Source organism: Leucobacter ruminantium (assembly GCF_017565705.1).
Classification (GTDB): domain Bacteria; phylum Actinomycetota; class Actinomycetes; order Actinomycetales; family Microbacteriaceae; genus Leucobacter; species Leucobacter ruminantium.
Genome location: NZ_JAGDYL010000018.1, coordinates 22434 through 47094, shown reverse-complemented (window position 1 = coordinate 47094; position 24661 = coordinate 22434). Strand labels below are relative to the sequence as shown.

Genomic DNA, 24661 nt, shown 5'->3' with positions numbered 1-24661 from the left:
TCGTGCGGCGGGTGGTGCCCCCACCTTCGCAGGCGAATCGATGAGGAACCTCGGAGCCGGTCGGGAGCTGCCTGGGTGGCGGGCGTCCCGGCGAGGGATCAGCGGTTCACGTCGACGACCGTGCGACCGCGCACGCGGCCCGCGAGGATCCGCTCCGCGTGCGGGATCGTCTCGGCGAGGCCGATGGTCTCGGTCATGCCGTCGAGCACCGCGAGGTCGAGCTCTGCTGCGAGCGCCTTCCAGGCCCGCTGCCGCAGCGTTCGGGGCGCGTCGACCGAGTTCGCCCCGGCCAGGGTGACGCCGCGCAGGATGAACGGCATGACCGTCGTCGGCAGGTCGGCGCCCTGCGCGAGCCCGCAGGCCGCGACGGCGCCCCCGTAGCCGGTCTGCGCGAGCACGTTCGCGAGCGTGGTCGACCCGACGGAGTCGACGGCGCCCGCCCAGCGCTGGCTCTGCAGGGGCTTGCCGAGCTCCTCCGACAGCTCGCGTCGGTCGATGAGGTCGACGGCGCCCAGCTCCCGCAGGTAGTCGCCCTGCTCGTCGGCGCGTCCCGTCGAGGCGACGACCCGGTATCCGCGCCCGGCGAGGAGGGAGATCGCGACCGATCCCACGCCTCCCGCGGCGCCGGTCACGAGCAGATCGCCGGCCCCGGGCTCGACGCCGGCGTCCTCGAGGGCGAGCACGCAGAGCATGGCGGTGAAGCCGGCGGTTCCGATCGCGGCTGCCCGGTCGGGCGAGATCCCTTCGGGAAGCCGCACGAGGGCGTCGGGGCGCACGCGGGCGCGCGTCGCGAAGCCGCCGTTGCGCGTCTCGCCGAGCCCGTCGCCGTTCAGCACGACGACGTCGCCCTCGCGCCACTCGTCGGACGCGGAGGCTGCGACGCGCCCCACGACGTCGATGCCGGGGATGAGGGGCCAGGACCGCACGATGCCCTTGCCCGCGAGTGCGAGGCCGTCCTTGTAGTTGAACGACGAGTGGAGCACGTCGAGCTCCACGGATCCCTCGCCCGCCCGCAGCAGTTCCTCGGCCTCGGAGTCCTCGACGATCCGGGGCTCCGCGCCCTTCGATTCGATCACGATCGCACGCATCGGTATTCCTCCTCGTTCCGTTCCCGCGGCTTCCGCCGCGCCTCGTTCCCTACCCGCGCACCCGCAGCGCGCCGGGCAGGATCCGCACCTCGAACGCGGCGACCTCTCCGACGTCTTCGCCGTCGATCTCGAAGGCGAGCGGTTCGGGCAGCTCGACGCGCACCTCTCGTGCGCGCAGGTGGGTGGTCGACTCCGAGCTCTCGGCCGTTCCGCCTCCTGCGACGAGCCGCTTCAGCCCGTTGTCCCACATCATGTTCTTCATCGTGTCGAACCAGGCGCCGGCGGTGTCCGCGCTCAGTACGAGCAGGTCGAGTTCGCCGTCGTCGGGTGCCGCATCCGGCAGAAGAGTGATCCCTCCCTGGATGCTGCCGCAGTTCGCGACCAGCAGGGTGTGGGCGGGGACGGGCGAGGGATCGCCGCCGTCGAGGCTCAGGGACGCCTCGACGACCTCCGTGCTCGATGCAGCGCGGCCGAGCGACTCGACGTAGGCGAGCCAGCCGGCCTTGGCCTTCAGCTCGTCGTCGGTCTCGACGATCATCTGCGCATCGATCCCGAAGCCGACCATCACGACGAAGCCGCGGCGCTCCTCCGCGCCGTCGGCCGTGCGTGATCGCACCTCGCCGAGGTCGAGCGGGGAGGCGGTTCCGGCGAGTGCGAGCGCGAAGGCGGCTCGCGCGTCGCCGAGGGGGACGCCGAGGTTGCGGGCTAGCAGATTGCCGGTGCCGAGCGGCACCAGCCCGAGCTCGGCCGCAGCGGCGCCGCTCTCGCCCAGCCGCTCCGCGACCGCGCGCACGGTGCCGTCGCCGCCCGCCGCGATCACGAGGTCGCAGCCCTGCTCGAGCGCCTCTGCCGCGGCCCCCTGTCCGGGGTCGTCCACGGTGGTCTCGAACCAGAGGCAGTCCGCCTCCTCGTGCCCGGGCGACTCCGCGAGCGCGACGCTGAGCGCGTCCCGCAGCTCCGCCTCTTCGACCTTCGACGGGTTCCAGACGATCCCGATCCGCTCACCCATGGTTCTCCCTTCGTCCGAATTACAGCTCGGCGAGCATCGCTTTCCAGTGCCCGCGCCACGCCTCGATGCGGTCTCCGCTCGGCAGGCCGTCGTGGTTCACCGCGAGGATGCACCGGTCATCGCCCTTGGGAGTCGCCGAGACCTCGACGCGGCCGGCTCCGTCGAGCCCGAAACGCCAGAACGAGCGCTTCTCGGTGCGTGATGAACGCGGCTCTCCCGCCGCGTGTCCCAGGTGCGCCTCTCGCTCGCCGTGTGCGGTGCGCCAGGCGTCGATGGCGGCGTCTCGGTCGAGCGGCATCGTGCGGCTCGCGCTCACCCGGAACGTTCCCGACGAGGACTGGCCCGGCACCCGGAGACCCGCGTGCTGCTCGTAGGCGATCGCAGCGCCCTGCGCCCACCAGTCGGGGTTGTCGAGCCCCTCGGGCATGCGGGTACGGGCGAGGCGGGCGATATCCGCGTGCGTGAGCTCGCGTGCTCCCTCGGCCTCGAAGTATCGGAGCCAGTCGTCCCAGGCGCGGCCGGTCGCGCGTTCCAGGGCCGGGATGTTCCCGGGCCGCGTGCTGTTGCCCGATTCCGCTGCAGCGCTCATGGCTCCAGCGTACTCGGGAAGCCGCGGCGCGCGTCGGCGCCGACCCCTCGCCCTGTCGCCTCCCGCGAATCGGCTGCTATGAATGGAGGCATGAGTGCGCGAGTCGAGAGCGGCGAGGGATCCCCGGTGGCCGGGAGCGCCGCCGCCGAGCGGGCGCGTGAGGCGCGGCGCTACGTCGAGGACGTGGGCTCGCAGCACCGACCGACCGACCTCGGTGCGCCCGGCGATCCCGGCTGGGAGGCGCGCGAGGGCGAGGTGCAGGAGTTCAGGGTCGACCTCGAGCGGATCCGCTTCTCCTCCTATTTCGGGAGGCTCTCCGACGTCACCCAGGTCGTGCCGCAGTCGGGCGTGGGGCCCGTGATGCACAACCGGCTCACCCACTCGCTCAAGGTCAGCGCCGTCGCGCGCGTGATCGCGGCCCAGCTCGCGGGACGCGAGGCGCGCCACGCCGCTTTCGCGAGGGGCGAGAGCCCGCACGACGACGCGGTCGGCGCCGTCGTCGCACGGCTCGGCGGGTGCGACACCATCGTCGCGCAGGCGGCGGCCCACGCGCACGACCTCGGCCACCCGCCGTTCGGGCACCTCGGCGAGCGAGTGCTCGACAGAGTCGCGCGCGAGCGGCTGGGGCTGGCCGAGGGCTTCGAGGGCAACGCGCAGAGTTTCCGCATTCTCACGCAGCTCGACACGCTCGGTCGCGATTTCCCCGGCCTCAACCTCACCGCCGCCTCGCGCGCGGCGACGCTGAAGTATCCCTGGACCCGTGCCGCGTGGGTCGGGGTGACCGAGGCGGAGCTGCCCGCCGACGAGCGTCCGCGCGGCGTCGGCACCGACGCGGTCGGCGGCGCCGAGAAGTTCTCGGCCTACTCCCTCGATGCGGAGGAGATGGAGCAGGCGCTCGCCGCATTCCCTCGGATCGAGCGCGGACGGCAGACCGTGGAGTGCGGCGTGATGGACCTCGCCGACGACATCGCCTACGCCGTGCACGATCTCGACGACTTCGCGAGGGCCGGGGTGCTGCAGCAGGCGGCGGTCACCTCGGAGTTCCGCGCCTGGCTCGCCGAGGCCGACGCGCTGGCAGGCGAACCGGAGCCGGCGCTCGCCGCCGAGCGCCGCGCGCCCGGCCGCTCGCTCGAACTGCTGTGGCGGCGCCTGCGTCGCAAGGACGGCTGGATCGCCGACCGCGACGCGTTCACCGCGGCGGTGCGTCACGTGAGCGCTGAGGTGGGCGAGGCCCTGCTCGCTGCTCCCTACGACGGCGGCATCGACAGCGAGCGCGCCGTATCGAGCTTCACGCGGCGCTGGATCGATCACCTGCGCACCTCGATCGTGGTCGAGGAGCACCCGCACGTGCGCAGCGGTCACGTGCGTCTGGACGGCCGCGCCTGGCACGAGGTGATGGTGCTGAAGTTCGTGCACGCGCACTTCGTGCTCGAGCGCCCGGAGCTCGGGCAGCCTCAGCGCGGCAGAGCGCGGGTGGTCGAGGAGTTGGCGCTCGGCTTCGACGCGTGGCTCTCCGATACCGACGACGCCGTCCGGGCGCCGCGGCGCCTGCTCGAGTGGGTCGAGGAGGCGACGGACGCAGCGTTCCGCGTGCGGAGGGATCGGCCCGAGCTGCTGATGGGCGACGCCGACGACGCCGCGCTGCGCAGACAGGGCAGGGCGCGCGCGGTGCTCGACTACGTCGCGTCTCTCAGCGATCAGCAGGCGGTGACCGCGCACCGCGCGCTCACCGGAGGCTCCGTGCTCGGCTGAGCGCACGCGGAACGGACGGTCTGCCGCGTCGACGGGTGGGATTTGGGGCCCGGGGAGGGTGGTTCCGGGGGCTGAAACGGCGGGGCGGGCGCTTACGGGATCTACAGTCGGAAGCAGCGGTCCGGCTGCGAGTTATCTCGACCCGGACTCGCTCGACGATCGACTTGCGGCGCGTCATCCCCGATAAGCCGAGGTGGTCGTCGCACGGGCGGGGCGAGGCCATCTCCCCGGGTGCTTCCCCCGCCCGTTCACTCCAGACAACGCCTCCGGCTCCCCGCGGCCCCGCCGCGATGCGGCGCCCGACGCGCGTGATACCCTTTCGACAGGGGAACTGCAGGGTCTCGGATCGCGGTTGAGGTGGTGCTTCGTCGGGGGGTGAGGCGCCGCGCGGCTTCGAGCTCCGTACGAGTCTGGGAGTGTTGTGGTGATACCCGCGATCCGGTTCCGAGCCCTGGAGAGATCTCGGCTGATCCCGGTCGGGCCCGAGGGCGATCTTCCTCCGCTGACGCTGATCTTCGCGCCGGCGGGCATGGGCAAGACCGTGCTCGCGGCGCAGTGGGCCCGGGGCGGGGCCTTCGGCGACCGGGAAGTGCTCTGGATGCGTTCGCCCGAGATGGGGAGCGGCGCGTCCGCCTTCTGGGCCGCGCTGCTCGACGCGCTGAACCCCGCGGGCGAGGGATCGGACGGCAGGAGGGCGGGCGCGAAACGGGCCGTGCAGCGAGCCGTCTCCCGACTGGGCGCGCCGACCGTGCTCGTGATCGACGACTACCAGAACTCCACCGAGGCGTCGTTCGACCTCGAGGTGGCCGAACTGCTCGGACTGAGCGAGCACCTCTACATCGTGGCGCTCTCGCGCCGCTTCGCCGCTCTCGACGGCCCGCTCGTCACGAGCCGTACGCCGTTCGAACTGATCGACGCCGATCGTCTCGCCTTCACCCGCGAGGAGACCGCCGCCATGGCGGCGCTCTACGGCGTCGGCGGGCCGCGCGCCGTCGATGCGCTCCACGAGTCCTCCGGGGGTTGGCCGGTCGCCGTGCGGCTCGTCGTGCAGCAGTTGGCCGAGGGCGGTGAGCAGCGCGACCTCGACTCCCAGCTCGCGCGCTTCGTCGTGCAGCACAGTCAGCGGATCGTGCACCCCCGGGGGCGCTCCGTGCTGCTGCTCGCGGCGCTCTGCGAGCTCGTCAGCGTCGACCTCGTGAGCGAGGTGCTCGAGCTCGGCTACGCGGAGACCCTCGAGGTGGTGCGCGAGCTGTGCGAACTCGGACTGCTGAGCCGCAACTGGTACTCCGACACCATCCGTCTCGTGGGTCACCCCGGATTCGCGAGCACGCTGCGCTCCCGCGCGCTCCAGGAGTTCGGGGATCCGCGGGCACGGGAGCTCCAACGGCGCAGCGCGCGAGAACTCGCCCGCGACGCGCCCTTCCCGGCCGTGCGCCAGCTCATCGAGCTCGGCGCCTTCGAAGAGGCCTCACGGGCGATCGCGCGCGACTTCCTCGAAGTGGTCGACTCCCACACCGGCCTGCTCGCGCTGCTCAGACGCTTGCCGCTCGACGAGATCCGGGGCTTCGCGGTGCTCGTCGGCTCGCGACTGATCCTCGAGATGTCGGAGCCGGAGACCCCGGGAGACCAGCTCGACGCGCTGCACGGGCTGTTGCGCAGCTCGGCGCGCGAAGCGCTCAGGAGCTCCGACAGCGAACTGCGCATCGTCTCCCTCGCCCTCCTCGTCGCCGCCGAACGGATGCGCGGCAACGGGGGCGAGTCGCTGCGGCTCGCCCGCGATCTCGAGCAGCGGCTGTTCGACGAGTCTGAGCGCACCACCAAGCTGCTGGAGCGCTCCCTGTCCATCCTCCACGCCATCAGCGCGCTCACGGGCGTGCTCGCAGGCGATCTCGCGCTCGGCAGGAGAAGCTTCTCGTGGGCGCTCGCGAGCGCCGAACAGCAGGGCAACGAGGGCGAGCAGATCCGCGGCTGGTACGGGCTCTCGATCGTCGCCGCGCTGCGCGGCGACATCGCGCAGGTGCACGAGCACATCGCGCGAGCCGAGGAGACCGAGGCCCGTGCCGGCCTGAGAAGCCCGCACCTGAGCTGGGTGAACGGCGTCGCCGCGCGCGCCTTCGCCGACATCGAGGCCGCGCGCATGGCGCAGCTGCGGGACCGGCTCTCGGCGCTCGGGCCGCTGATCACCCGCGTCGAGCAGTGGCCCATCCTGGCGATCGCGGAGGCCACGGCTGCGCGTGAGCAGGAGGGCTGCCGCGCCGCACTCGACCTGATCGCCCGCCGTGCGCGAGAGGCCGAGGCGGCGTTCCGCGCGACCGCCTTCTTCAAGGGAGTGCTGGCCATCCACGCCGCCAACCTGAACGCGGTGCTCGGCGACTACGGCTCCGCCGCGCAGCTGCTCGCGGAACTGCCCGAAGCTCTGCCCGACGCGGTGGCGGCGCAGGCGAGGCTGAAGCTGCTGATGGGAGACCGCGAAGGGGCGATCAAGGTGGCGCGGGCGCTGCTGCGCGCCGAATCGACGCCGCGCCTCGCCGCCGATTCGGGGCTGCTGCTCGCCGCGGCGCTCGAGCAGCGGGGCGATGCGGAAGGCGCGGACTCGGCGTTCGCGACCGCGATCGAGCTGATGCGCGACCACGGCCTCACCAGCCCTCTCACGATGGTCCCCTACGACGCCCTGCTCGCTCTCGCGGGGCGCGCGTCGGCGCGACCGTGGGGCGGCGAGCTGATCGCGCGCCTCGAGGGACTGCCCGAGACCCTGCGCTGCGTGCAGTACGAGGCGCTGTCGCGCGCCGAACTCCGCACCCTCGGAGCGTTCGGCCGCGGAGCGAGCACCGTCGCCGAGGCGGCCGAGGTGCTGTTCGTCACCCAGAACACGGTCAAGTTCCATCTGCGCAGCGTCTTCCGGAAGCTGCGGGTCTCCCAGCGCGACGAGGCGGTGCAGAGGGCCAGGAGCATGGGGCTCATCGACCGCGCGGGCGAGGATTGACGGGCGGGAGAGACGGCTCGGCGCGGGACGCCGCGGCGCGAGATGTCGCGCTGCCGGCGTCTTACGGCTGCACGGCGAAGGTGTGCTCCCGATCCCACGGCACCGCCCAGCCGAGCCGATCGAAGAGAGTCGCGAGCAGGATGCCGGTGAACCCCCAGACGACGTGACCGCCGAAGCGGTCGTCGAGACGGAAGGCGGCGCCCCGGTGCACCAGCGGTCCCCGCTCCAGCACCGAGGTGCCTCGCCTGGCCGGGTCGAGCAGCTCGGCGACGGGAACCCGGAACACGTCGACCGACTCCGAATGGTCGGCTGCGACCTCGCTCGGCAACCGCCACCAGCCGATCACCGGAGTGACGAGGTTGTTGCTGACGGGGATGTGCACCTCGGGCAGCGAGCCGAGCACCTCGACGCCCGACGGATCGAGGCCGGTCTCCTCCCATGCCTCCCGCAGCGCCGTGCGCGCGGGGTCCCCGCCGTCCGAGGGCTCCGCCCCGCCGCCGGGGAAGGCGATCTGCCCCGGATGGTGGCGCATGCCGTCGGCGCGCCGCGTCAGCAGCAGATCGAGCTCGGGAGGCACGGGGGCTTCGAGCGGCGCTTCGGATGCGCGGCGGGCCGGGACGCGGTCGAGCGCGCCGAACAGGATCAGCACCGAGGATCGCCGCAGCGGCCGATCGGCGAGCGGCCCCTGCGGTTCGAACTCCAGGGCCACCTCCCGCGCCATGAGCGCGCTGAGGTCCCGCTGCACATCCTCGACGCTCCCACCCATGCCCGACAGCCTAGCGGGGAGGGTCGCAGTCGGCGCCTCCTCGCAGTATGAGGCCGCGGCTTCGACGGGCCGACCTTCTTCTCGCATTACTCCTGACCCGTGTCCGGTGAGCCGGTAGTCTCGAACTATGCTTGGGCAGTCCCCGTCATCTCTACCTCGCGTGCGGCTCGTCACACGAGTGCGACAGACCGGGTCGGGTTCTGAGGCCTTCCTCGCTGTGGCTTCCGACGGGCAACAATATTGGGTGAAAGCGCCCGATAGTCCGCAAGGGCCGCGTGCGCTCGTTGCCGAGGTCATCGCATACGGGATCGGTCGTGCGATCGGGGCTCCGGTACCCTCCAACGTGCTCGTCGAGATTCCGGGCGCTCTCGGACTGGTCTACTCAGACGGTCGCTCGATGAACGCGGGCATCGGGCACGGTTCATTGAACGTTCCGGATGTGATCGAGTCTGATGATTGGGGTACCTATTCGAAGCGAGATGACAATCGTCGGAGGCAGGCATTCATTCTGGCGATGTGGGACCTCTGCATGGGGGTTGACCCGCAATGGCTGCATCAGACCACGGACGACTACAGCATTTGGTCGTTCGATCATGGCCTTTGGCTCGCAGGAGAGACAGACTGGGATCTCCCATCGTTGCGCCGCATCGGCACAGGGGCCTGGCAACACGATATCGATGCAGGAGTAGCATCCGCCCGAGCATTGAACGATGCTGCAACTCAGGTCGCGTACCTCGGCCTCGAAACAATCCAGACCATCACCGGTCAGGTGCCTTTAGACTGGAATACTACGCCCGCAGAACTGCTCGAAGTCGCTTCTCTGCTACATGCGCGCATTCCCGGAGTCGCAGATCGTCTCCGTGCGGCAGCCAAGCAGAGCCGATACCCGTAAGGAGGTGCCAACATGAGCTATCAATACTGGATCATTCGGTATGTGCCAAACATCGCCAGAGGCGAGTTCACCAACATTGGCATCCTGTGCGGGCGCGATGGCAGCGATTGGGCCGTGCGCTTCGATACTAGAGCGGTGCGCAACCGTGGCCGGCTCGGCACCGATCTGCACGAACTCAGACCCTGGGTGTCATGGCTCGAGCGACGCGTTGAACGACACAGCAGCATCGAGTTCGACGGCGAGCCCGTCAGTAGCGGATGGGTTGGTCACCTGCGCACCAGGCAGGCGAACTCCGTGCAGTTCTCTGAACCCAACACCATCGAGGTGCCCTCTGCCGCGGAAGGCGTAGCCCTGCTGTTCCCGCACCTGGTCGAGCGTGAAACAGTCAAGCGGCAGCGAACGCTGTCGCGGACTTCGATGCGTGCAGAGGTGCGTGACACGTTGCAGTTCGAGTTCGACCTCGCTCTCGGACGGGATCTGTTCGTGCAGCCGAAAGCTTCCATCGGGAAACAGCGGAGCACGTTCGACTTCATGCGTCGAGACCATCGAACGGATGACCTGTTGAACGTGTGGGCGTTCAACATCGCCAATGTCGAGCTGCTCGAGCAGCAGGTGCAAGCCTCGAACTACTTCCTGACGAGGCTCCGCGACGGCGGTGCTGAGATGAGCTTGGGCGCGGCACGGACTGTGATTGTTGATTCGGATGTGCCCGTGAACGTGATCTACGATCCGCCCACGTCGCAGCGTGAAGCGCAGTGGCGCACGGACGCGTTTGAAGCAGCCTTGGAAGCATGGAGCCTCAACGACGTCGCTGTACGCTCGCTCGATGATTTCCGATCAGAACCCCTCGGCACGGGACGACTGTTCGAGCCCGCGCACTAGCTTTGAGGAGCGGGCCGATCATCGCGAATCAGCCACGGATCCCTAACCGAACGGCGCTGCGATCCCTAGCCGTCGAGCAGCAGGTCGCCGATGCCCTCGGGCACGCGCTGCGAGCGCGCCCACGGCTCGCGGTCGCGGCGCTCGACCCGCTTCACCCGCTGCGTCTCCTCCGTGCGCACCTGCGTGAGCACCGCGATCACCGCGGCGCGCTCCTCGTCGCTGACCCGGCGGGTCTCGAAGCGGATGTCCTCGCCGCGCGCGGCGTCGTCGTGCTCGCCGAGCCCCTCGCGTCGCGCGGCGTCGCGCGCCGATGCGTCGGGCGGCAGTGCGGTGTCGTTCATGATGATCCTCTCGCGATGCTCGCCCGGCCTGCGGCGGTGGGCGGCGATCCCTCGCCTAGAGCGGGATGTTCCCGTGCTTCTTCGCGGGGAGCTCGTCGCGCTTGCCGCGCAGGCCTCGCAGTGCCTTGATGACCGCGAGGCGGGTGCCCGCGGGCTCGAGCACGTTGTCGAGTTCGCCGCGCTCGGCCGCGAGGAACGGGGAGGAGACATCGGCCGTGTACTTCGCGGTCAGCTCGGAGCGCAGGGCCTCGACGTCCTCACCGCGCTCGGCGGCGGCGGCCAGCTCCTTGCGGTACAGGATGTTGACGGCGCCGGCACCGCCCATGACGGCGATCTCTGCGGTGGGCCAGGCGATGTTGAAGTCGGCGCCCATCTGCTTCGAACCCATCACGATGTAGGCCCCGCCGTACGCCTTGCGCGTGATGATCGTGACGAGCGGCACGGTGGCCTCGGCGTAGGCGTAGAGCAGCTTCGCACCGCGCCGGATGACGCCCTGGAACTCCTGGTCGGTGCCGGGCAGGTAGCCGGGAACGTCGACGAGGGTGAGGATCGGGATCGAGAACGCGTCGCAGAAGCGCACGAAGCGCGCGGCCTTCTCGCTCGCGTCGATGTTCAGCGTGCCCGCCATCTGATTGGGCTGGTTCGCCACGATGCCGACCGTGCGGCCCTCGACGCGGCCGAAGCCGATGAGGATGTTCGGGGCGAACAGCGGCTGCACTTCGAGGAAGTCGCCGCCGTCGAGGATGGCCTCGATGACGGTCTTCATGTCGTAGGGCTGGTTCGGGCTGTCGGGGATGATCGTGTTCAGCCTGCGGTCGGCGTCGGTGATCTGCAGCGCGGTGTCGCTGTCGTAGATCGGCGCCTCGGCGAGGTTGTTGTCGGGGAGGTAGCTGATGAGCGTGCGGGCGTAGTCGAGCGCGTCGTGCTCGTCGCTCGCGAGGTAGTGCGAGACGCCGCTCGTCTTGTTGTGGGTGAGCGCGCCGCCGAGCTCCTCGAAACCGACCTCCTCGCCAGTGACGGTCTTGATGACGTCGGGGCCGGTGACGAACATGTGGCTGGTCTTGTCGACCATGATCACGAAGTCGGTGAGCGCGGGGGAGTAGACGGCGCCGCCCGCCGAGGGACCCATGACGATCGAGATCTGGGGGATCACGCCGGAGCAGGCGGTGTTGAGCCGGAAGATGTTCGCGTACTTCGACAGCGAGACGACGCCCTCCTGGATGCGCGCTCCGCCGGAGTCGAGGATGCCGATGCACGGCGCGCCCGTCTTGAGCGCGAACTCCATGGCCTTCACGATCTTCTCGCCCGCGACCTCGCCGAGGGAGCCGCCGAAGGTGGTGAAGTCCTGCGAGTAGACGACGACCTGCCGCCCGTGGATGGTGCCGGCGCCGGTGACGACGGAGTCGCCGAACGGGCGGCTGTTCTCCATGCCGAAGCCGTGGGTGCGGTGCTTCACGTACTTGTCGAACTCGACGAAGGAGCCCGGGTCGAGGAGCGCGGCGATGCGCTCCCGGGCCGTCATCTTGCCGCGGGGGTGCTGCTTGGCTGCTGCTGCGGCATCGCGGTCGCCCACGGCCTCCTGATACTTGAGGCGGTGGTCGGCGATGCGGCCCGCGGTCGTCGCGAGCGAGGCGTTGTCTCCAGTCACGCAGCCCAGCCTATCGCGGGGCGTATGCTCCTCGCCCGACGACTCCTCCAATCGGTTCCGATTTCCTTGGTCGGAACCCTACGAAGCCCTTCCGGGGCGATAGCGTGGCTGACATGGAACTGAGTCGCACCCGGGAACTGCTGCCGCGGGTCATCTGGCGCGAGACCTCTCCCTCCACGAACGCGGAGCTGCGCGATCTCGCGACGGGGGCGGGGCCCGCCGTCGACGCGGGCGAGGGATCCCTGCCGCACGGCACCCTGCTCGCGACGGCGAACCAGACCGCGGGCCGCGGCCGTCTCGACCGCGGCTGGGTCACGCCGCCAGACGCCGCGGTCGCCGCCTCGCTGCTCGTGCGCGGGTTCGGGGGAGCGCTCGGCCCGGGTTGGCTGCCGCTCATCGCGGGGGCCGCGATGAGCGCGGCACTGCAACCGTATTTCGGGGCGGGGATGCGCGTCGGGCTGAAGTGGCCCAATGACGTGCATGTGCGAGACGAGGAGGACGCGATGGCGGGGCGGCCCGGCCTGAAGCTCGTCGGCATCCTCTGCGAGCTGCTGCTCGACGGCTCGGTGATCGTGGGCACGGGTATCAATCTGCTGCTGCCCGAGTGGGAACTGCCGACCGAGCGCGCCACCTCCCTGCTCGCCGCGGGGGCGGACGTCGGAGGTGCGGAGACCCTGGCCGACGCCGCGGGGCAGCGGCTCGCCGACGAGGTGATCGCCGCCTACGCCGCCGAGCTGTTGCGCCTCGCCGCAGTCGCTGCCGAGCAGCCCGCGGCGGTGCGGGCACGGGTCGCGCGTTCGTCGCTGACACTCGGCACGGAGGTGCGCGTGCATCTGCCGGGCGGCGAGGTCTTCGACGGGCGCGCCCGAGCGCTGGCCGAGGACGGATCCCTCATCGTCGATCTGCCCACCGGGGGCGAGCTCACGGTGGCCGCGGGCGACGTCGAGCACCTGCGGTGATCCCTCGCCGCTCGCGCACAGGACCGCCCGCCCGCTCGCGGCCGAGCACCGCGGGCCGCAGGGCCTCGCGCCGTAACTCACGCGAAACACGATCGATATGCGGAGCTGACCCAGGGGGTTCATAATGTTCCCGTGCACACCGATGTGCGCGCCTATCGGAATGGATGAAAGATGAATGATCAGCATTCCTCGCTGCCGCCCGCAACCGAGTTGACCGCCGCGGTCACCGAGGGCCGCTTCAAACGAGTGCTCGGCATCCCCTCGCTCGTGCTGTTCGGGCTCGTGTACATGGTGCCGCTCACCGTGTTCACGACCTACGGCATCGTGACCTCGCTCACCGGCGGCAGGCTGGTCGACGCCTACATCATCACCCTCGTGGTGATGCTGTTCACGGCGCGATCGTACGCGCGTCTCTCATCGGCGATGCCCTACTCGGGCTCCGCCTACATCTACACGCAGCAGAGCTTCGGCGGCGCGGTCGGCTTCCTCGTCGGCTGGGCGCTGCTGCTCGACTACCTGTTCCTGCCGATGATCAACTACCTCGTCATCGGCCTCTATCTCAATGACGCGACCGGGGTACCGAACTGGGTGTGGATCGTGCTGTCGATCGCGGTCGTGACGGTGCTCAACATCGTCGGCATCGTGCAGGTGGCCAGGGCGAACTTCGTGATCATCGCGGTGCAGACGATCTTCGTCGTCCTGTTCGTCGTGCTCGGACTGTCGACCGCCCTGGGCCACGGGGTCGACCTCATGGCCCCGTTCGTCGGCGACGGCAGCGACGCCGCCGGGCAGACCGGCCCGCTCTTCAACGGTGCCGCGATCCTCGCGCTCTCCTTCCTCGGCTTCGATTCGGTGTCGACCCTCTCGGAGGAGGCGAAGGACGCGAAGCGCACGGTGCCGCGGGCCATCATGATCGTGACGCTCGGCGCCGGCCTCATCTTCATCCTGCTCGCCTTCGTCGCCCAGCTCGTCTACCCGTCGAACGAGTTCGAGAACGTCGACACGGCGAGCACCCAGGTCATCGGTGTGATCGGAGGCTGGCTGTCGGTGCTGTTCGTCGCGGGCTACGTCGCGGGCGCACTCGGGTCGGCACTCACCTCGCAGGCCTCGGTCTCCCGCATCCTCTTCGCGATGGGTCGAGACGGCGTGCTGCCCCGCTCGATCTTCGGGCACCTCAACAAGCGCTTCGGTACGCCGGTCATCGCGATCTCGATCGTGTCGGCCGTGTCGCTGCTCGCCATCGTGATCGACCTCACCGTGCTGTCGAACATGATCAGCTTCGGCGCGCTCTTCGCCTTCTCCTTCGTCAACCTCGCGGTCGTGGTGCACTTCTACATCCGCGAGAAGGAGCGCAGCGGCATTGCCTGGCTGAACAACCTCGTGCTGCCGCTCATCGGAGTCGGGCTCACGATCTGGCTGTGGACGAGCCTGACCGCCCAGACCTTCGTGATCGGCCTCTCGTGGCTCGCCGTCGGGTTCGTCATCCTGCTCATCATCACCCGCTTCTTCACTCGCCCCACCCCGACTCTCGACCTGGAGGAGTGAGCGGGCCGAACACCGAGGGCGGCAGGGGTCGGGCCCATTCGGCCCGGCCGCGGTCGTGCTGCCGGTCGGATCCGCCGGTGGAGGATAATGGCGGGGTCGCAGGCGAGGGCGGGCGACCGGAAAGGGCGGAACATGGCACAGGCAGGCGGCAGTCTCGCGATCACGGGCGCGAAGCTGCGCACCAACGCGGGCGACACGGGGGCGACGGCGATCCTGATCGTCGACGGCGCGATCGAGATGCTCGGCGGCGACGCCGAGGTGCGGGCCGCGGCCGAGAGGCGAGGGATCCGGGTGCGCGACGTCGCGGGCGCGACCGTCACCCCGGGCCTCTTCGACGCCCACACCCACCCGCACTGGGCGGCGGCCGTCACGGCCGGCGTCGACCTGGGCGGCTGCGAGACGCTCGAGCAGGTGCGCTCGGCGATCGCGGCGGAGCACGCGAGGCTGCCGGAGGGCGCGTGGCTGCGCGGCTGGAACCTCGAGTACGAGGCCTTCGAGGAGACGGGGATGCGAGGCGACCTCATCGCCGACGCGGCGCCCGGCCGCCCGGTCGCGCTCATGTGCTACGACCTCCACACGGGTCTCGGCACCGCGCCGGCGCTCGCGGCCGCGGGCATCACGGGCCCCCGCGAGTTCGATGACGCGAGCGAGATCGTGGTCGACGAGAACGGCGTGCCGACGGGCGAGCTGCGGGAGCCCACGGCCTACGGCATCCTCTTCGACGCCGCGCCGGCCCCGACGCACGAGGAGGACCGGGACCGGCTGCGCGACATGTTCCGCAGGCTCGCGGCCGCCGGGCTGACGGGCGGCGCCATCATGGACGGCAAGGACGCGACGGTCGAACTGCTCGCCGAGCTCGAGACGCGCGGCGAGCTCGATCACCGCATCACTGTGCACCACTGGCACGCGGTGGGCGACACCGATGCCGATGTCGCCCGCGTCATCGAGGGGAGGGATCGGTGCGGCCGCCTCTGGGAGTGCGGCGCGATCAAGCTGTTCAGCGACGGCGTGATCGACACCGGCACCGCCTGGCTGCACGCCCCCGACCTCCGCGGTGACGGCCGTGCCCCGTTCTGGCCGTCATGGGAGCGCTACGCGGAGGTCGTGCGCGCCTACCACGACGCCGGCATGCTGATCGCGACGCACGCGGTCGGCGACTACGCGGTGCACCGCGTGCTCGAGGTCTACGCGGACCTGCCCGAGCGGCCGGGGCTGCCGTTCCACTCGATCGAGCACCTCGAGGTGCTCTCCGACGCCGACGTCGAGGCGCTGCGCGGCAGCGGTGTCACCGCGTCGATGCAGCCGCTGCATATGCAGTGGCGGTCTGCGGCGGGCGAGGACAACTGGGCCTCCCGGCTCGGGAGCGAGAGGGCCGCGACCGGCTACCGCGTGCGCGACGTGCTGGAGAGCGGGTGCCGGCTCGTGCTGGGCTCGGACTGGCCGGTCGCCCAGTACGATCCTCGCATCGGCATGGCGTGGGCTCGCGGGAGGCACACGCCCGGGGATCCCTCGGCGCACGTCTTCGAGCCCGAGCAGCGGCTCACGGGCGAGGAGGCGCTGCTCGCCTATACGCTGTGGCCGGCACAGGCCCGAGGGCACGCGGACCGGGGCCGGATCGTCGCGGGCGCGGTCGCCGATCTGACGGTGTGGGCCGCCGACCCCGTGGAGGCGACGCCAGACGAGCTGATCTCCGTGCCGATCGTGCTCACCGTCGTCGACGGCAGGATCGTGCACGAGGCCTGAGGCGGAGCCTGTGGTCCCGACCCGCTCGTTCCGCCGGTTGAGCGAGCGAAGCGAGTCGAAACCAGGATCCCTCGCCAGCTCAGCGGAAGATGATGGTGCGCGCGCCGTCGGCGAGGACGCGGTTCTCGGCGAACCAGCCCACGGCTCGACGCAGCACGCGCGCCTCCTCGTCCTGGCCGAGCTGCACGAGCTCGCGCGAGGAGTACGAGTGGTCGACGCGCACCACGTCCTGCTCGATGATCGGCCCCTCGTCGAGGTCGGTCGTGACGAAGTGAGCGGTCGCTCCGATGAGCTTCACGCCGCGCCGGTGCGCCTGCTTGTAGGGGTTCGCGCCCTTGAAGCCGGGCAGGAACGAGTGGTGGATGTTGATCGCGCGCCCCTCGAGCGCCTCGCAGAGCTCGGGAGAGAGGATCTGCATGTAGCGGGCGAGCACCACGAGCTCGATGTCGTGCTGCTCGACGGCCTCGAGCACACGCGCCTCGAACGCCGCCTTGTCGGCCTCGCCCGCGATCGGCCTGTGCTCGAAGTCGACGCCGTAGAACTCGGCGAGGTCGCGCACGGTCTCGTGGTTCGAGAGGATCAGCGGCACCTCGATCGGCAGTTGTCCCGCGCGCTGCCGGTAGAGCAGATCGTTGACGCAGTGCGTCGCGGTCGACGCGAGCAGCAGGGTGCGCACGGGGCGGCCGACGCGGTCGAGGCGCCAGCTCATGTGGTAGCGCTCGGTGACCGGGGTGAGCGCGGCGGAGAACCGCTCCTCGAAGGTCTCGGGTTGGGCGACCGCCTCGATCTGCAGGCGCATGAAGAAGCGCGCCGTGTCGTGGCTCGAGAACTGCTGGCTCTCCGCGATGTTGCCTCCGGCCGCGACGATGGCGCCGCTGATCGCATGCACGATACCGGGCCCGTCGATGCAGGAGAGGGTCAGCACCCACTGGGTGTCGTCTGCGGTCGTCGCGATCGTGTTCACGAGACTCAAGGGTAGTGGAGGGATCGGGACGCCGCAGACGCTGGCGTTTCGAGCGGTCGGGGTTGCTAGACTGTTCTCCGTCGTGACTGGCGTGCAGGTGGGTGACCACCGGGGAGCGACGAATTCGTACAAGGCCGCTCGCCTGGGCCGCAGGATCAGACCCTGCGCGCAGGGAGATGAGAGGTACGTCATGTCACAGCAGTCAGCCTTCTTCAACGAGCCGCTCGAGGCGGTCGATCCCGAGATCGCGGCGGTGCTCGAACAGGAGCTCGGCCGTCAGCGCGGCACCCTCGAGATGATCGCGAGCGAGAACTTCGTGCCGCGTGCCGTGCTCGAGGCGCAGGGCTCGGTGCTCACCAACAAGTACGCCGAGGGCTACCCCGGGCGACGCTACTACGGCGGCTGCGAGTTCGTCGACGTGGCCGAGGACCTCGCGAGGGATCGCGCCAAGGCTCTCTTCGGCGCGGCGTACGCGAACGTGCAGCCACACTCGGGGGCGAGCGCCAACGCGGCCGTGCTCAGCGCCATCGCCGAGCCCGGCGACACGATCCTGGGGCTCGAACTCGCCCACGGCGGTCATCTCACCCACGGCATGAGGCTCAACTTCTCGGGCAAGCTCTACAACGTGGCCTCGTACGGCGTCGATCCCGAGACCTTCCTCGTCGACATGGACGTCGTGCGCGAGAAGGCGCTCGAGCACCGGCCCAAGGTGATCATCGCCGGCTGGTCGGCCTACCCGCGCACGCTCGACTTCGCGAGGTTCCGCGAGATCGCCGACGAGGTGGGCGCGACGCTGTGGGTCGACATGGCGCACTTCGCCGGTCTCGTCGCCGCGGGCCTCCACCCGAACCCGGTGCCGCACGCGCATGTGGTGAGTTCGACCGTGCACAAGACGATCGGCGGCCCCCGCTCGGGCTTCATCCTCACGAACGACGCCGAGATCTCGAAGCGCATCAACTCCAATGTGTTCCCCGGCCAGCAGGGCGGCCCCCTCATGCACGTGATCGCGGCGAAGGCGACCGCCTTCAAGCTCGCCGCCACCGACGAGTTCAAGGAGCGCCAGGTGCGCACGCTGAGCGGTGCGAAGCTGCTCGCCGAAGCGCTCACGAGCGAGGCCTCGAAGGCGGCGGGCGTCGACGTGCTCACCGGCGGCACCGATGTGCACCTCGTACTCGCCGACCTGCGCGACTCGCAGCTCGACGGTCAGCAGGCCGAGGACGCGCTGCATGCGGTCGGCATCACCGTGAACCGCAACGCGGTGCCGTTCGATCCGCGCCCGCCGATGGTCACGAGCGGCCTGCGCATCGGCACGCCGGCGCTGGCGACCCGCGGCTTCGGCGACGATGAGTTCGCCGAGGTGGCCGACATCATCGCGCAGACCCTCCAGGGAGTCGGCGACGCCGACGCGCTGCGAGGGAGGGTGGGCGAACTCGCCGCGGCCTTCCCCCTGTACCCCGGACTCGAGACCTGGTAAACCCGTTCGCAGGGCCTGTGGAGGCGAGCGGTGCTCGCGCCCCTTCGGCAGGCTCGGCCGCTGCTCACATGAGGAGTCAGACATGACCGCACAGCAACTCGACGGCCGCACCGCGGCCGCCAACATCAAGGATGACCTCGCCGCCCGAGTGGCGGTGCTCCGCGAGCGCGGCATCGTGCCGGGGCTCGCGACGGTCCTCGTCGGAGAGGACCCGGGCTCGCAGTGGTACGTCGCGGGCAAGCACCGCGACTGCGCCGAGGTGGGCATCGCGTCGATCCGCCGGGATCTGCCCGAGACGGTGACGCAGGAGGAACTCGAGGCGGTGCTCGACGAGCTCAACGCGAACCCCGAGTGCACCGGGTACATCGTGCAGCTGCCGCTGCCGAAGCACATCGACACCGACCGCATCCTCGAGCGCATCGACCCCGACAAAGACGCGGACGGCCTCCACCCCACGAACCTCGGGCGGCTCGTGCTCAACGTGAACACCGAGATCACGAGCCCGCTGCCGTGCACGCCGAGGGGCGTGATCGAGCTGGTGGAGCAGAACGGGCTCTCGTGGCAGGGCAAGCACGTCGTGGTGGTCGGCCGCGGTGTGACGGTCGGGCGACCGATCGGCCCGCTGCTCACGCGGCGCGACGTGAACGCGACCGTGACGCTGACGCACACGGGCACGAGGGATCTGGGGGCCGAGCTGCGTGTCGCCGACGTCATCGTGGCCGCGGCCGGTGCGGAGGGCATCGTGCGCGCCGAGGATGTGAAGCCGGGCGCGATCGTGCTTGACGTTGGCGTCTCGCGCAAGACCGACCCCGAGACCGGCAAGAGCCGCGTCGTCGGCGACGTCGACCCCGCGGTCGCAGAGGTCGCCGGCTGGGTCTCGCCGAACCCGGGCGGGGTCGGGCCGATGACCCGGGCCCTGCTGCTCAAGAACGTGGTGGAGATGGCGGAGCGCGGCGCGTCCGCCCGCTGACCGGGCTACCCGCTGGTTGAGCGAGGCGCAGCCGAGTCGAAAGCGAGGCTCGACTCCGCGATGCTGAGTCCAAATCGAGGCTGCGGTTTCGACTCGCTCCTTCCTCGCTCGCCCAACCAGCGGAACGCGGGCCCCTCGCCGCTCAGACACGGCTGGTAGCGTAGGGCGGGTGACTATCGCGCACCTGATCGACCTGCCCACGGCCGTGCCCGCACTGCTCGGAATCGACTGGCTCGACCCCGAGACGCTGCTGCGGGCGGGCGGCTGGGTGGCGCTCATCCTCGCGTGCCTGTTCGTGTTCCTCGAGACCGGCGTCGTGGTGCTCGCCTTCCTGCCAGGCGATTCGCTGCTGTTCACGGTCGGCCTCTTCAGCGCGACGGGCCCCGGCGGCGTGCCCATCATCGACATCCCGATCTGGATCACCTGCTCCGTGCTGTTCGTGTTCGCGTTCCTCGGCGATCAGATGGGCTTCATGATCGGTCGTAAGATCGGTCCGGCCCTCTTCAACCGCCCGAAGAGCAAGCTCTTCAATCCCGAGAACGTCGAGCGCACCCACGCCTTCTTCGAGAAGCACGGGCCGAAGGCGATCATCATCGCGCGCTTCCTGCCCATCATCCGCGGCTTCGTGCCCGCCGCGGCCGGTATCGGGCACATGACCTACCGCCGCTTCGTCGCCTACAACGCGATCGGCGCACTGCTCTGGGCCGTCGGCGTGACCCTGCTCGGCTACTTCCTCGGCCAGATCCCGTTCGTGCAGGAGTACAGCGAGATCTTCATCATCGTGCTCGTGCTCATCCCGGGCATCCCGATCCTCGTCGAGATCTGGCGCGGTCTCCGCTCGTGGTGGGCGAAGCGCCGCGCGGACGAGGTCGACGCGACCGACAGGGATCCCTCGCCATCCGCTTGACGAGCTGACGCTCGATTCCGCCGCCGCGCTGTCTGCGACGGGACTCGGCCGAGAGCGACTACTCCAGCAGACCCTGGAGCTCGGAGACCAGACGTCGAAGGCTGGCCTCGCTGAGTTCGTATTCGATGCCGTCGTCGGTGCCGAGAAAATACCAGACGCGCGAATCGCCATCGTGTTGCCACCGGCCCAAGATGAGGTTCTGATCCACGATGCGCTCCACGAGCTTCTCTTCGACGAAGTCACGCACGCGGAGAGTGAGGATGACCGAACGGCCCGCATCGCGGTGCGCTCGGTCATCGGGATGATCCCCCTCTGCATGATCGATGATGCACCATTCGGGACAGGCGCTGTGTTGCCAGCTGATAGACACGGCGATACCTCGGTAGATGTCGGTGCACGGTGCTCACAGGGTAGAGCGGACCTCGGACATCGACGGTCCGTGCGAGGCTACAGACCGCGTCCGCTGAGATCCGGCCAGGGCTGCGGGAGCAGTTCGTCGAGCGTGACATCGAGCTGCTGGGCAACCGCCATGATGCTGCGCAAGCTTGGGTTCAGGGGCGAACCCGGTGCAGACTCGCCCTTCTCCATCTTCTGATAGGTGTAGCGAGTGATGCCCGCAGCCGCGGCGAGCCGCTCCTGGCTCAGGCCGCGCTCGATGCGCCGGCGTTGGAGCTCTGTACCGACCCGTCGCGCATAGTCGGCCCAGTACTCCCCCGGAATCAGCTTTGCCACTCCACAAGGTTCTAGCACCACTCAATTTCATAAGGCCTCGTTAAATTGGCGTTTCAGTTCATTCTATGCATAATAAAAGAGGCCGTCTAAGTTTCGCGATTACGGAGCTTCTGCTCTGGCGGTCATTGGAATCTCGGGCGCTCAGAGCTGTGAGCTATCCGTACGGGAAGGCGAGGACGCTGCATGAAAAGGTTGATACTCCGGCGACGGGGAGGCGAAGTGAGGCCCGGGCGATCCGCCGCCGTGCTCTTCTCGGTCTTGGCGCTCATCGCCGGGGCTTTTGCGCTCCCGCAGGCGGCGCATGCGGCGACTGCGGCGACGATCGACTCGGTCGAGTTCGCGAACGACACGTTCCCGGGCGGCAGCCGGCAGGAGATCAACGTCGCGTGGAGCGCGCCGGACAATCCGTCGACGCCGCTCACGGTCACCGTCCCGCTCCCCGACGAACTGAGCGGGCACGCCGACCGCTTTCCCGCGATCGACGCCGACGGCAACGAGGCCGGCGAGTGCGTCGTCGCCGCGAACCAGGTGGTGTGCACGATCGACGACGCCTATGTCGAGAGCCACCCGGTCGACATCAGCGGCACCTTCAGATTCCTGGCGAATGTGAACGTCTACAACACCGAGGATGTCGAACGCACCTATGATTTCGGCGGAGTGCAGGCTCCGCCCGTCACGGTGACGCCCAACCCCGCCGTGTGCACGGAGGACTGCGACTTCAAGGGAGCCGGTGCCTGGAAGGGTGGCGGTTACAACAACCTCGAGGACGAGATCGTCTGGACCGTGCAGGTTCCGGCGCCCGCCGACGGCATGGAGGCCGGCCTCGACATCACCGTGACCGACCTGCTCGACACGTCCGCATTCGAACTCGTCAGCGGCCCTGCCGTGCGCGAGGCGGGCAGCGTCCGACGCAGCCCGCAGACGCACCGCGAGAATCTCGTCTGGCACACGATGCCCGCCGACCTGGTGACCGTGTCTGGCGACAACCTCAGCGCGTCGTTCACGACCCGCCCCGGGCTGGACGACGATCAGCCGAACGCCGGCGACCGCGGTCTGACGGGTTCCGTGTACCAGGTCCAGTGGCGCGTGAAGGTGCTCGACGAGGGCAAGGCCAAGACCTATCAGAACGAGGCGGAGTACACGGTCGAGGGTCAGGAGACGAGGACCGTCAAGGGCAGCGCGACGCGCTACTCCGGTTCGGGCACCGTCGTCGGCAAGAACTTCGGCAAGTTCGCGGTCACGAAGCTGCTCACGGGAGACGCGCGGTTCAACCCCGCTCCCGAGTTCACGCTGAACTGGACCGCCTACGACACGACCGATCCGACGGATCCCGGCACTCCCGGGACGGCGACCATCCGCGCGGGCGAGCCGTTCTTCAGTCAGGAGTTCTTCAAGGACACCCGGGTCGTCATCACCGAGGTGCAGCCCGCGGGCCCCGCGAACGTGACCTGGGGCACGCCGAAGTTCCTCGCCGTGGACGCCTCGGGCGACCCGATCCCGGGTGCCGATCCGACCGACTCCGTCGAGATCACCTTCTCGGCCGACAACCGGAACCTGGCGAAGGTGTCCTACTTCACCCTCACGAACGAGGCCACCCTCGACAAGGCGCCGATCCGGGCGAAGAAGGTCGTCGAGAACCCGGACGGGGCGGACCTGTCGGGAGTCCCGACGTACATGGTGAACTACAGCTACCCGGCGTCGAGCACGTGGGCCGCGGGGTCGGGCTCCCTGATCCTCCCGGCCGACGGCACCGTCGTCGCGAGCGACGCGCTGCCCGTGGGCGCCGAGGTCACGCTCTCCGAGATCGCCCCGGTCGCGATCCCCGGCGCCACCTGGGACGCGCCCGTGATCTCCCCGACGAAGCTCGTCGTGGGGCAGGATCGCGAAGCGGTCGTGCAGGTGACGAACCGGACCACGAAGGATTTGGGCGCGTTCAGCATCCGGAAGACGCTCTCGGGCGACGGCAAGGACCTCGTGCCGCCGGGCACGGCGTTCCAGGTGCACTGGAGCCACCCGGCCGGACCCGGCTACGAGGCCGGCGAGGGCACGGTCGAGGTGATAGCCGGGGGAGATCCCGTCACCGTCGACGGGCTGCCGGCCGGTGCGCAAGTGACCCTGAGCGAGGCCGCGCCCGATCCGATCACGGGCGGCGAATGGCTCGACCCCGTCTTCTCGAAGACGACGTTCCCGGTGATCAAGAACGAGACCGTCACCATCGACCTGGACAACCCGATCAGGCTCGGCAGCGGCGACTTCAAGATCCGCAAGGCGCTCGAGGGCACCGGCGCCGAGCTCGTGGACCCGGCGACGACGTTCGCGGTCGGGTACAGCTACCCGGCGGGCACCGGATTTCAGTCGGGCGAGGGCACGATCCAGGTGTCCGCGGACGGATCCTGGGCCTCCAGCGGAGCCCTGCCCTTCGGCGCCGAGGTGACGCTCGCGGAGCTCGACCCGGCTCCGGTTCCCGGAGGCACCTGGCAGGGGCACGCCTTCGATCCCGAGACGTTCACGATCGGCGACGGCACCACCGTCGAGGTGACGCTCACGAACACGATCAGCCGCGACGTCGGCGCCTTCGGCCTCGTCAAGGCCGTGACCGGCGACGCCGTCCACCTGATCCCCGAGGGGACCGAGTACGTGTTCGAGTACTCCTACCCGGCGGGCGACACCTTCGAGGCTGGCGAGGGCACCATCACGGTGACGGCTGGCGGCGACCCCGTGAGCGTCGGCGACCTCCCCGCGGGGGCCGTCGTGACCCTCGTCGAGGTGGCCCCCGAGAAGGTCGGGGGAGGCACCTGGCAGCCGGTCGTGTTCGACGGCCCGAGCACCTTCGTGATCGGGAAGGACGCCACGATCGTGCTCGAGGCGACGAACGAGATCTCGCTGAACAGCGGCGGATTCTCCGTACTGAAGCAGATCGCGGGCGACGGCGCCGGCCTCGTGGAGGACGGCACCGAGTTCGAGGTGGACTTCTCCTACCCGGCGGGCGAGGGCTTCGAGGCGGGAGCGGGCACCATCACGGTGGCTGCGAATGGAGAGGCGACCGTCGTCGACGGACTGCCCTACGGCGCCGTCGTGACGCTGACCGAGGCCGCAGCGGTCGAGGTCCCGGGCGGCACCTGGCAGCAGCCCGAGTTCAGCACAGACACGTTCACCATCGGCGACGGCACCGTCGTCGAGGTCGAACTCACGAACACCATCACCCGAGACAAGGCTCCTGCTTCCCCAACCCATCGGGGCCTGAGCAACACCGGTGGCATGCCCCTTCTCCCCTTGGGGCTCGGCGGAGCGGTTCTGCTCTGCATCGGTGGGGTGATGGTTCTGTCCAGGAGGCGAAGCGGCGCAGTCGAATAATTCGCATCCGGATGGACCCAAGGACCCGCAACCTCCCCCTAGGCTGCGGGTCCTTCGGGCTGC

Annotated in this window: 20 protein-coding genes and 1 riboswitch; of the genes, 11 read left to right on the top strand and 9 right to left on the bottom strand. The window is 69.7% G+C overall.

Going from position 1 to position 24661, the window contains the following annotated elements:
- Positions 1-98: 98 nt before the first annotated feature.
- The 3 genes from J4H91_RS10565 to J4H91_RS10555 are packed head-to-tail and all read right to left on the bottom strand — an operon-like array spanning position 99 to position 2686.
- Positions 99-1088 carry an MDR family oxidoreductase gene (locus J4H91_RS10565; protein ID WP_208046225.1) on the bottom strand — a complete coding sequence of 330 codons (990 nt, stop codon included), beginning with the start codon at positions 1086-1088 and terminating at the stop codon, positions 99-101.
- A gap of 49 nt (positions 1089-1137) precedes the next feature.
- Positions 1138-2097, bottom strand: a complete 960-nt coding sequence (locus J4H91_RS10560) for a diacylglycerol/lipid kinase family protein (RefSeq protein WP_208046224.1) — start codon at positions 2095-2097, stop codon at positions 1138-1140.
- Between the two features lie 19 nt (positions 2098-2116).
- A complete protein-coding gene (locus tag J4H91_RS10555) occupies positions 2117-2686 on the bottom strand; it encodes a hypothetical protein (protein WP_208046223.1) in 570 nt (189 codons plus the stop codon).
- A gap of 90 nt (positions 2687-2776) precedes the next feature.
- On the opposite strand from J4H91_RS10555, the gene J4H91_RS10550 reads away from it, so the two are divergent.
- A complete protein-coding gene (locus J4H91_RS10550) occupies positions 2777-4438 on the top strand; it encodes a deoxyguanosinetriphosphate triphosphohydrolase family protein (RefSeq protein WP_208046222.1) in 1662 nt (553 codons plus the stop codon).
- Between the two features lie 424 nt (positions 4439-4862).
- Positions 4863-7421 (top strand): AAA family ATPase, encoded by a 2559-nt coding sequence (locus tag J4H91_RS15905; RefSeq protein ID WP_208046221.1) that lies wholly within the window; start codon positions 4863-4865, stop codon positions 7419-7421.
- Positions 7422-7482: 61 nt separating this feature from the next.
- Here the strand turns inward: J4H91_RS15905 and J4H91_RS10540 are convergent, their stop codons facing one another.
- Positions 7483-8187, bottom strand: a complete 705-nt coding sequence (locus J4H91_RS10540; RefSeq protein ID WP_208046220.1) for an NUDIX hydrolase — start codon at positions 8185-8187, stop codon at positions 7483-7485.
- A gap of 127 nt (positions 8188-8314) precedes the next feature.
- On the opposite strand from J4H91_RS10540, the gene J4H91_RS10535 reads away from it, so the two are divergent.
- Together J4H91_RS10535 and J4H91_RS10530 are read left to right on the top strand one after the other, a co-directional pair.
- A complete protein-coding gene (locus J4H91_RS10535; protein WP_341783518.1) occupies positions 8315-9079 on the top strand; it encodes a HipA family kinase in 765 nt (254 codons plus the stop codon).
- Positions 9080-9091: 12 nt separating this feature from the next.
- Positions 9092-9961, top strand: coding sequence for a DUF3037 domain-containing protein (locus J4H91_RS10530; RefSeq protein WP_208046218.1), 870 nt, complete (start codon positions 9092-9094; stop codon positions 9959-9961).
- 65 nt (positions 9962-10026) lie between these two features.
- On the opposite strand, the gene J4H91_RS10525 is transcribed toward J4H91_RS10530, so the two are convergent.
- Together J4H91_RS10525 and J4H91_RS10520 are read right to left on the bottom strand one after the other, a co-directional pair.
- Positions 10027-10302, bottom strand: coding sequence for a hypothetical protein (locus J4H91_RS10525; protein WP_208046217.1), 276 nt, complete (start codon positions 10300-10302; stop codon positions 10027-10029).
- A gap of 55 nt (positions 10303-10357) precedes the next feature.
- Positions 10358-11950, bottom strand: a complete 1593-nt coding sequence (locus J4H91_RS10520; RefSeq protein ID WP_208046216.1) for a carboxyl transferase domain-containing protein — start codon at positions 11948-11950, stop codon at positions 10358-10360.
- A gap of 113 nt (positions 11951-12063) precedes the next feature.
- Between J4H91_RS10520 and J4H91_RS10515 the strand changes: the two genes are divergently transcribed.
- The 3 genes from J4H91_RS10515 to J4H91_RS10505 all read left to right on the top strand — a co-directional run bounded on the left by J4H91_RS10515 (position 12064) and on the right by J4H91_RS10505 (position 16197).
- Entirely contained in the window at positions 12064-12909 is an 846-nt protein-coding gene (locus J4H91_RS10515) for a biotin--[acetyl-CoA-carboxylase] ligase (RefSeq protein WP_208046215.1), read from the top strand.
- A gap of 171 nt (positions 12910-13080) precedes the next feature.
- Positions 13081-14454 carry an APC family permease gene (locus J4H91_RS10510; RefSeq protein WP_208046214.1) on the top strand — a complete coding sequence of 458 codons (1374 nt, stop codon included), beginning with the start codon at positions 13081-13083 and terminating at the stop codon, positions 14452-14454.
- A 132-nt stretch (positions 14455-14586) separates the two neighbouring features.
- Positions 14587-16197, top strand: a complete 1611-nt coding sequence (locus J4H91_RS10505; protein ID WP_208046213.1) for an amidohydrolase — start codon at positions 14587-14589, stop codon at positions 16195-16197.
- 79 nt (positions 16198-16276) lie between these two features.
- On the opposite strand, the gene purU is transcribed toward J4H91_RS10505, so the two are convergent.
- A complete protein-coding gene (gene purU / locus J4H91_RS10500) occupies positions 16277-17161 on the bottom strand; it encodes a formyltetrahydrofolate deformylase (protein WP_208046212.1) in 885 nt (294 codons plus the stop codon).
- Positions 17162-17233: 72 nt separating this feature from the next.
- Positions 17234-17316, top strand: a riboswitch (ZMP/ZTP riboswitch).
- Between the two features lie 35 nt (positions 17317-17351).
- Here purU and glyA point away from each other — a divergent pair.
- From glyA to J4H91_RS10485, 3 genes are all read left to right on the top strand, one after another.
- On the top strand, positions 17352-18635 hold the full coding sequence (gene glyA / locus J4H91_RS10495) for a serine hydroxymethyltransferase (protein WP_208046211.1): 1284 nt from the start codon (positions 17352-17354) through the stop codon (positions 18633-18635).
- Between the two features lie 82 nt (positions 18636-18717).
- Positions 18718-19605 (top strand): bifunctional methylenetetrahydrofolate dehydrogenase/methenyltetrahydrofolate cyclohydrolase, encoded by an 888-nt coding sequence (locus J4H91_RS10490; RefSeq protein ID WP_208046210.1) that lies wholly within the window; start codon positions 18718-18720, stop codon positions 19603-19605.
- Between the two features lie 169 nt (positions 19606-19774).
- Positions 19775-20512: a VTT domain-containing protein gene (locus J4H91_RS10485; RefSeq protein ID WP_341783517.1), complete on the top strand. Its 738-nt coding sequence runs from the start codon at positions 19775-19777 to the stop codon at positions 20510-20512.
- 58 nt (positions 20513-20570) lie between these two features.
- Here J4H91_RS10485 and J4H91_RS10480 read toward each other — a convergent pair whose 3' ends face one another.
- Both J4H91_RS10480 and J4H91_RS10475 read right to left on the bottom strand, forming a co-directional pair.
- Positions 20571-20882: a DUF6907 domain-containing protein gene (locus tag J4H91_RS10480; protein ID WP_208046209.1), complete on the bottom strand. Its 312-nt coding sequence runs from the start codon at positions 20880-20882 to the stop codon at positions 20571-20573.
- Positions 20883-20959: 77 nt separating this feature from the next.
- Positions 20960-21244 carry a helix-turn-helix domain-containing protein gene (locus tag J4H91_RS10475; protein WP_341783516.1) on the bottom strand — a complete coding sequence of 95 codons (285 nt, stop codon included), beginning with the start codon at positions 21242-21244 and terminating at the stop codon, positions 20960-20962.
- A gap of 219 nt (positions 21245-21463) precedes the next feature.
- Between J4H91_RS10475 and J4H91_RS10470 the strand changes: the two genes are divergently transcribed.
- Positions 21464-24598, top strand: coding sequence for a DUF5979 domain-containing protein (locus tag J4H91_RS10470; RefSeq protein ID WP_208046208.1), 3135 nt, complete (start codon positions 21464-21466; stop codon positions 24596-24598).
- The last annotated feature ends 63 nt before the right edge of the window (positions 24599-24661 follow it).

Excerpts from the sequence above, each read along its gene's own strand:
- J4H91_RS10565 (WP_208046225.1), bottom strand. The coding sequence starts at position 1,088 with ATGCGTGCGATCGTGATCGAATCGAAGGGCGCGGAGCCCCGGATCGTC.
- J4H91_RS10560 (WP_208046224.1), bottom strand. The coding sequence starts at position 2,097 with ATGGGTGAGCGGATCGGGATCGTCTGGAACCCGTCGAAGGTCGAAGAG.
- J4H91_RS10555 (WP_208046223.1), bottom strand. The coding sequence starts at position 2,686 with ATGAGCGCTGCAGCGGAATCGGGCAACAGCACGCGGCCCGGGAACATC.
- J4H91_RS10550 (WP_208046222.1), top strand. The coding sequence starts at position 2,777 with ATGAGTGCGCGAGTCGAGAGCGGCGAGGGATCCCCGGTGGCCGGGAGC.
- J4H91_RS10540 (WP_208046220.1), bottom strand. The coding sequence starts at position 8,187 with ATGGGTGGGAGCGTCGAGGATGTGCAGCGGGACCTCAGCGCGCTCATG.
- J4H91_RS10535 (WP_341783518.1), top strand. The coding sequence starts at position 8,315 with ATGCTTGGGCAGTCCCCGTCATCTCTACCTCGCGTGCGGCTCGTCACA.
- J4H91_RS10530 (WP_208046218.1), top strand. The coding sequence starts at position 9,092 with ATGAGCTATCAATACTGGATCATTCGGTATGTGCCAAACATCGCCAGA.
- J4H91_RS10525 (WP_208046217.1), bottom strand. The coding sequence starts at position 10,302 with ATGAACGACACCGCACTGCCGCCCGACGCATCGGCGCGCGACGCCGCG.
- J4H91_RS10515 (WP_208046215.1), top strand. The coding sequence starts at position 12,064 with ATGGAACTGAGTCGCACCCGGGAACTGCTGCCGCGGGTCATCTGGCGC.
- J4H91_RS10510 (WP_208046214.1), top strand. The coding sequence starts at position 13,081 with ATGAATGATCAGCATTCCTCGCTGCCGCCCGCAACCGAGTTGACCGCC.
- J4H91_RS10505 (WP_208046213.1), top strand. The coding sequence starts at position 14,587 with ATGGCACAGGCAGGCGGCAGTCTCGCGATCACGGGCGCGAAGCTGCGC.
- glyA (WP_208046211.1), top strand. The coding sequence starts at position 17,352 with ATGTCACAGCAGTCAGCCTTCTTCAACGAGCCGCTCGAGGCGGTCGAT.
- J4H91_RS10490 (WP_208046210.1), top strand. The coding sequence starts at position 18,718 with ATGACCGCACAGCAACTCGACGGCCGCACCGCGGCCGCCAACATCAAG.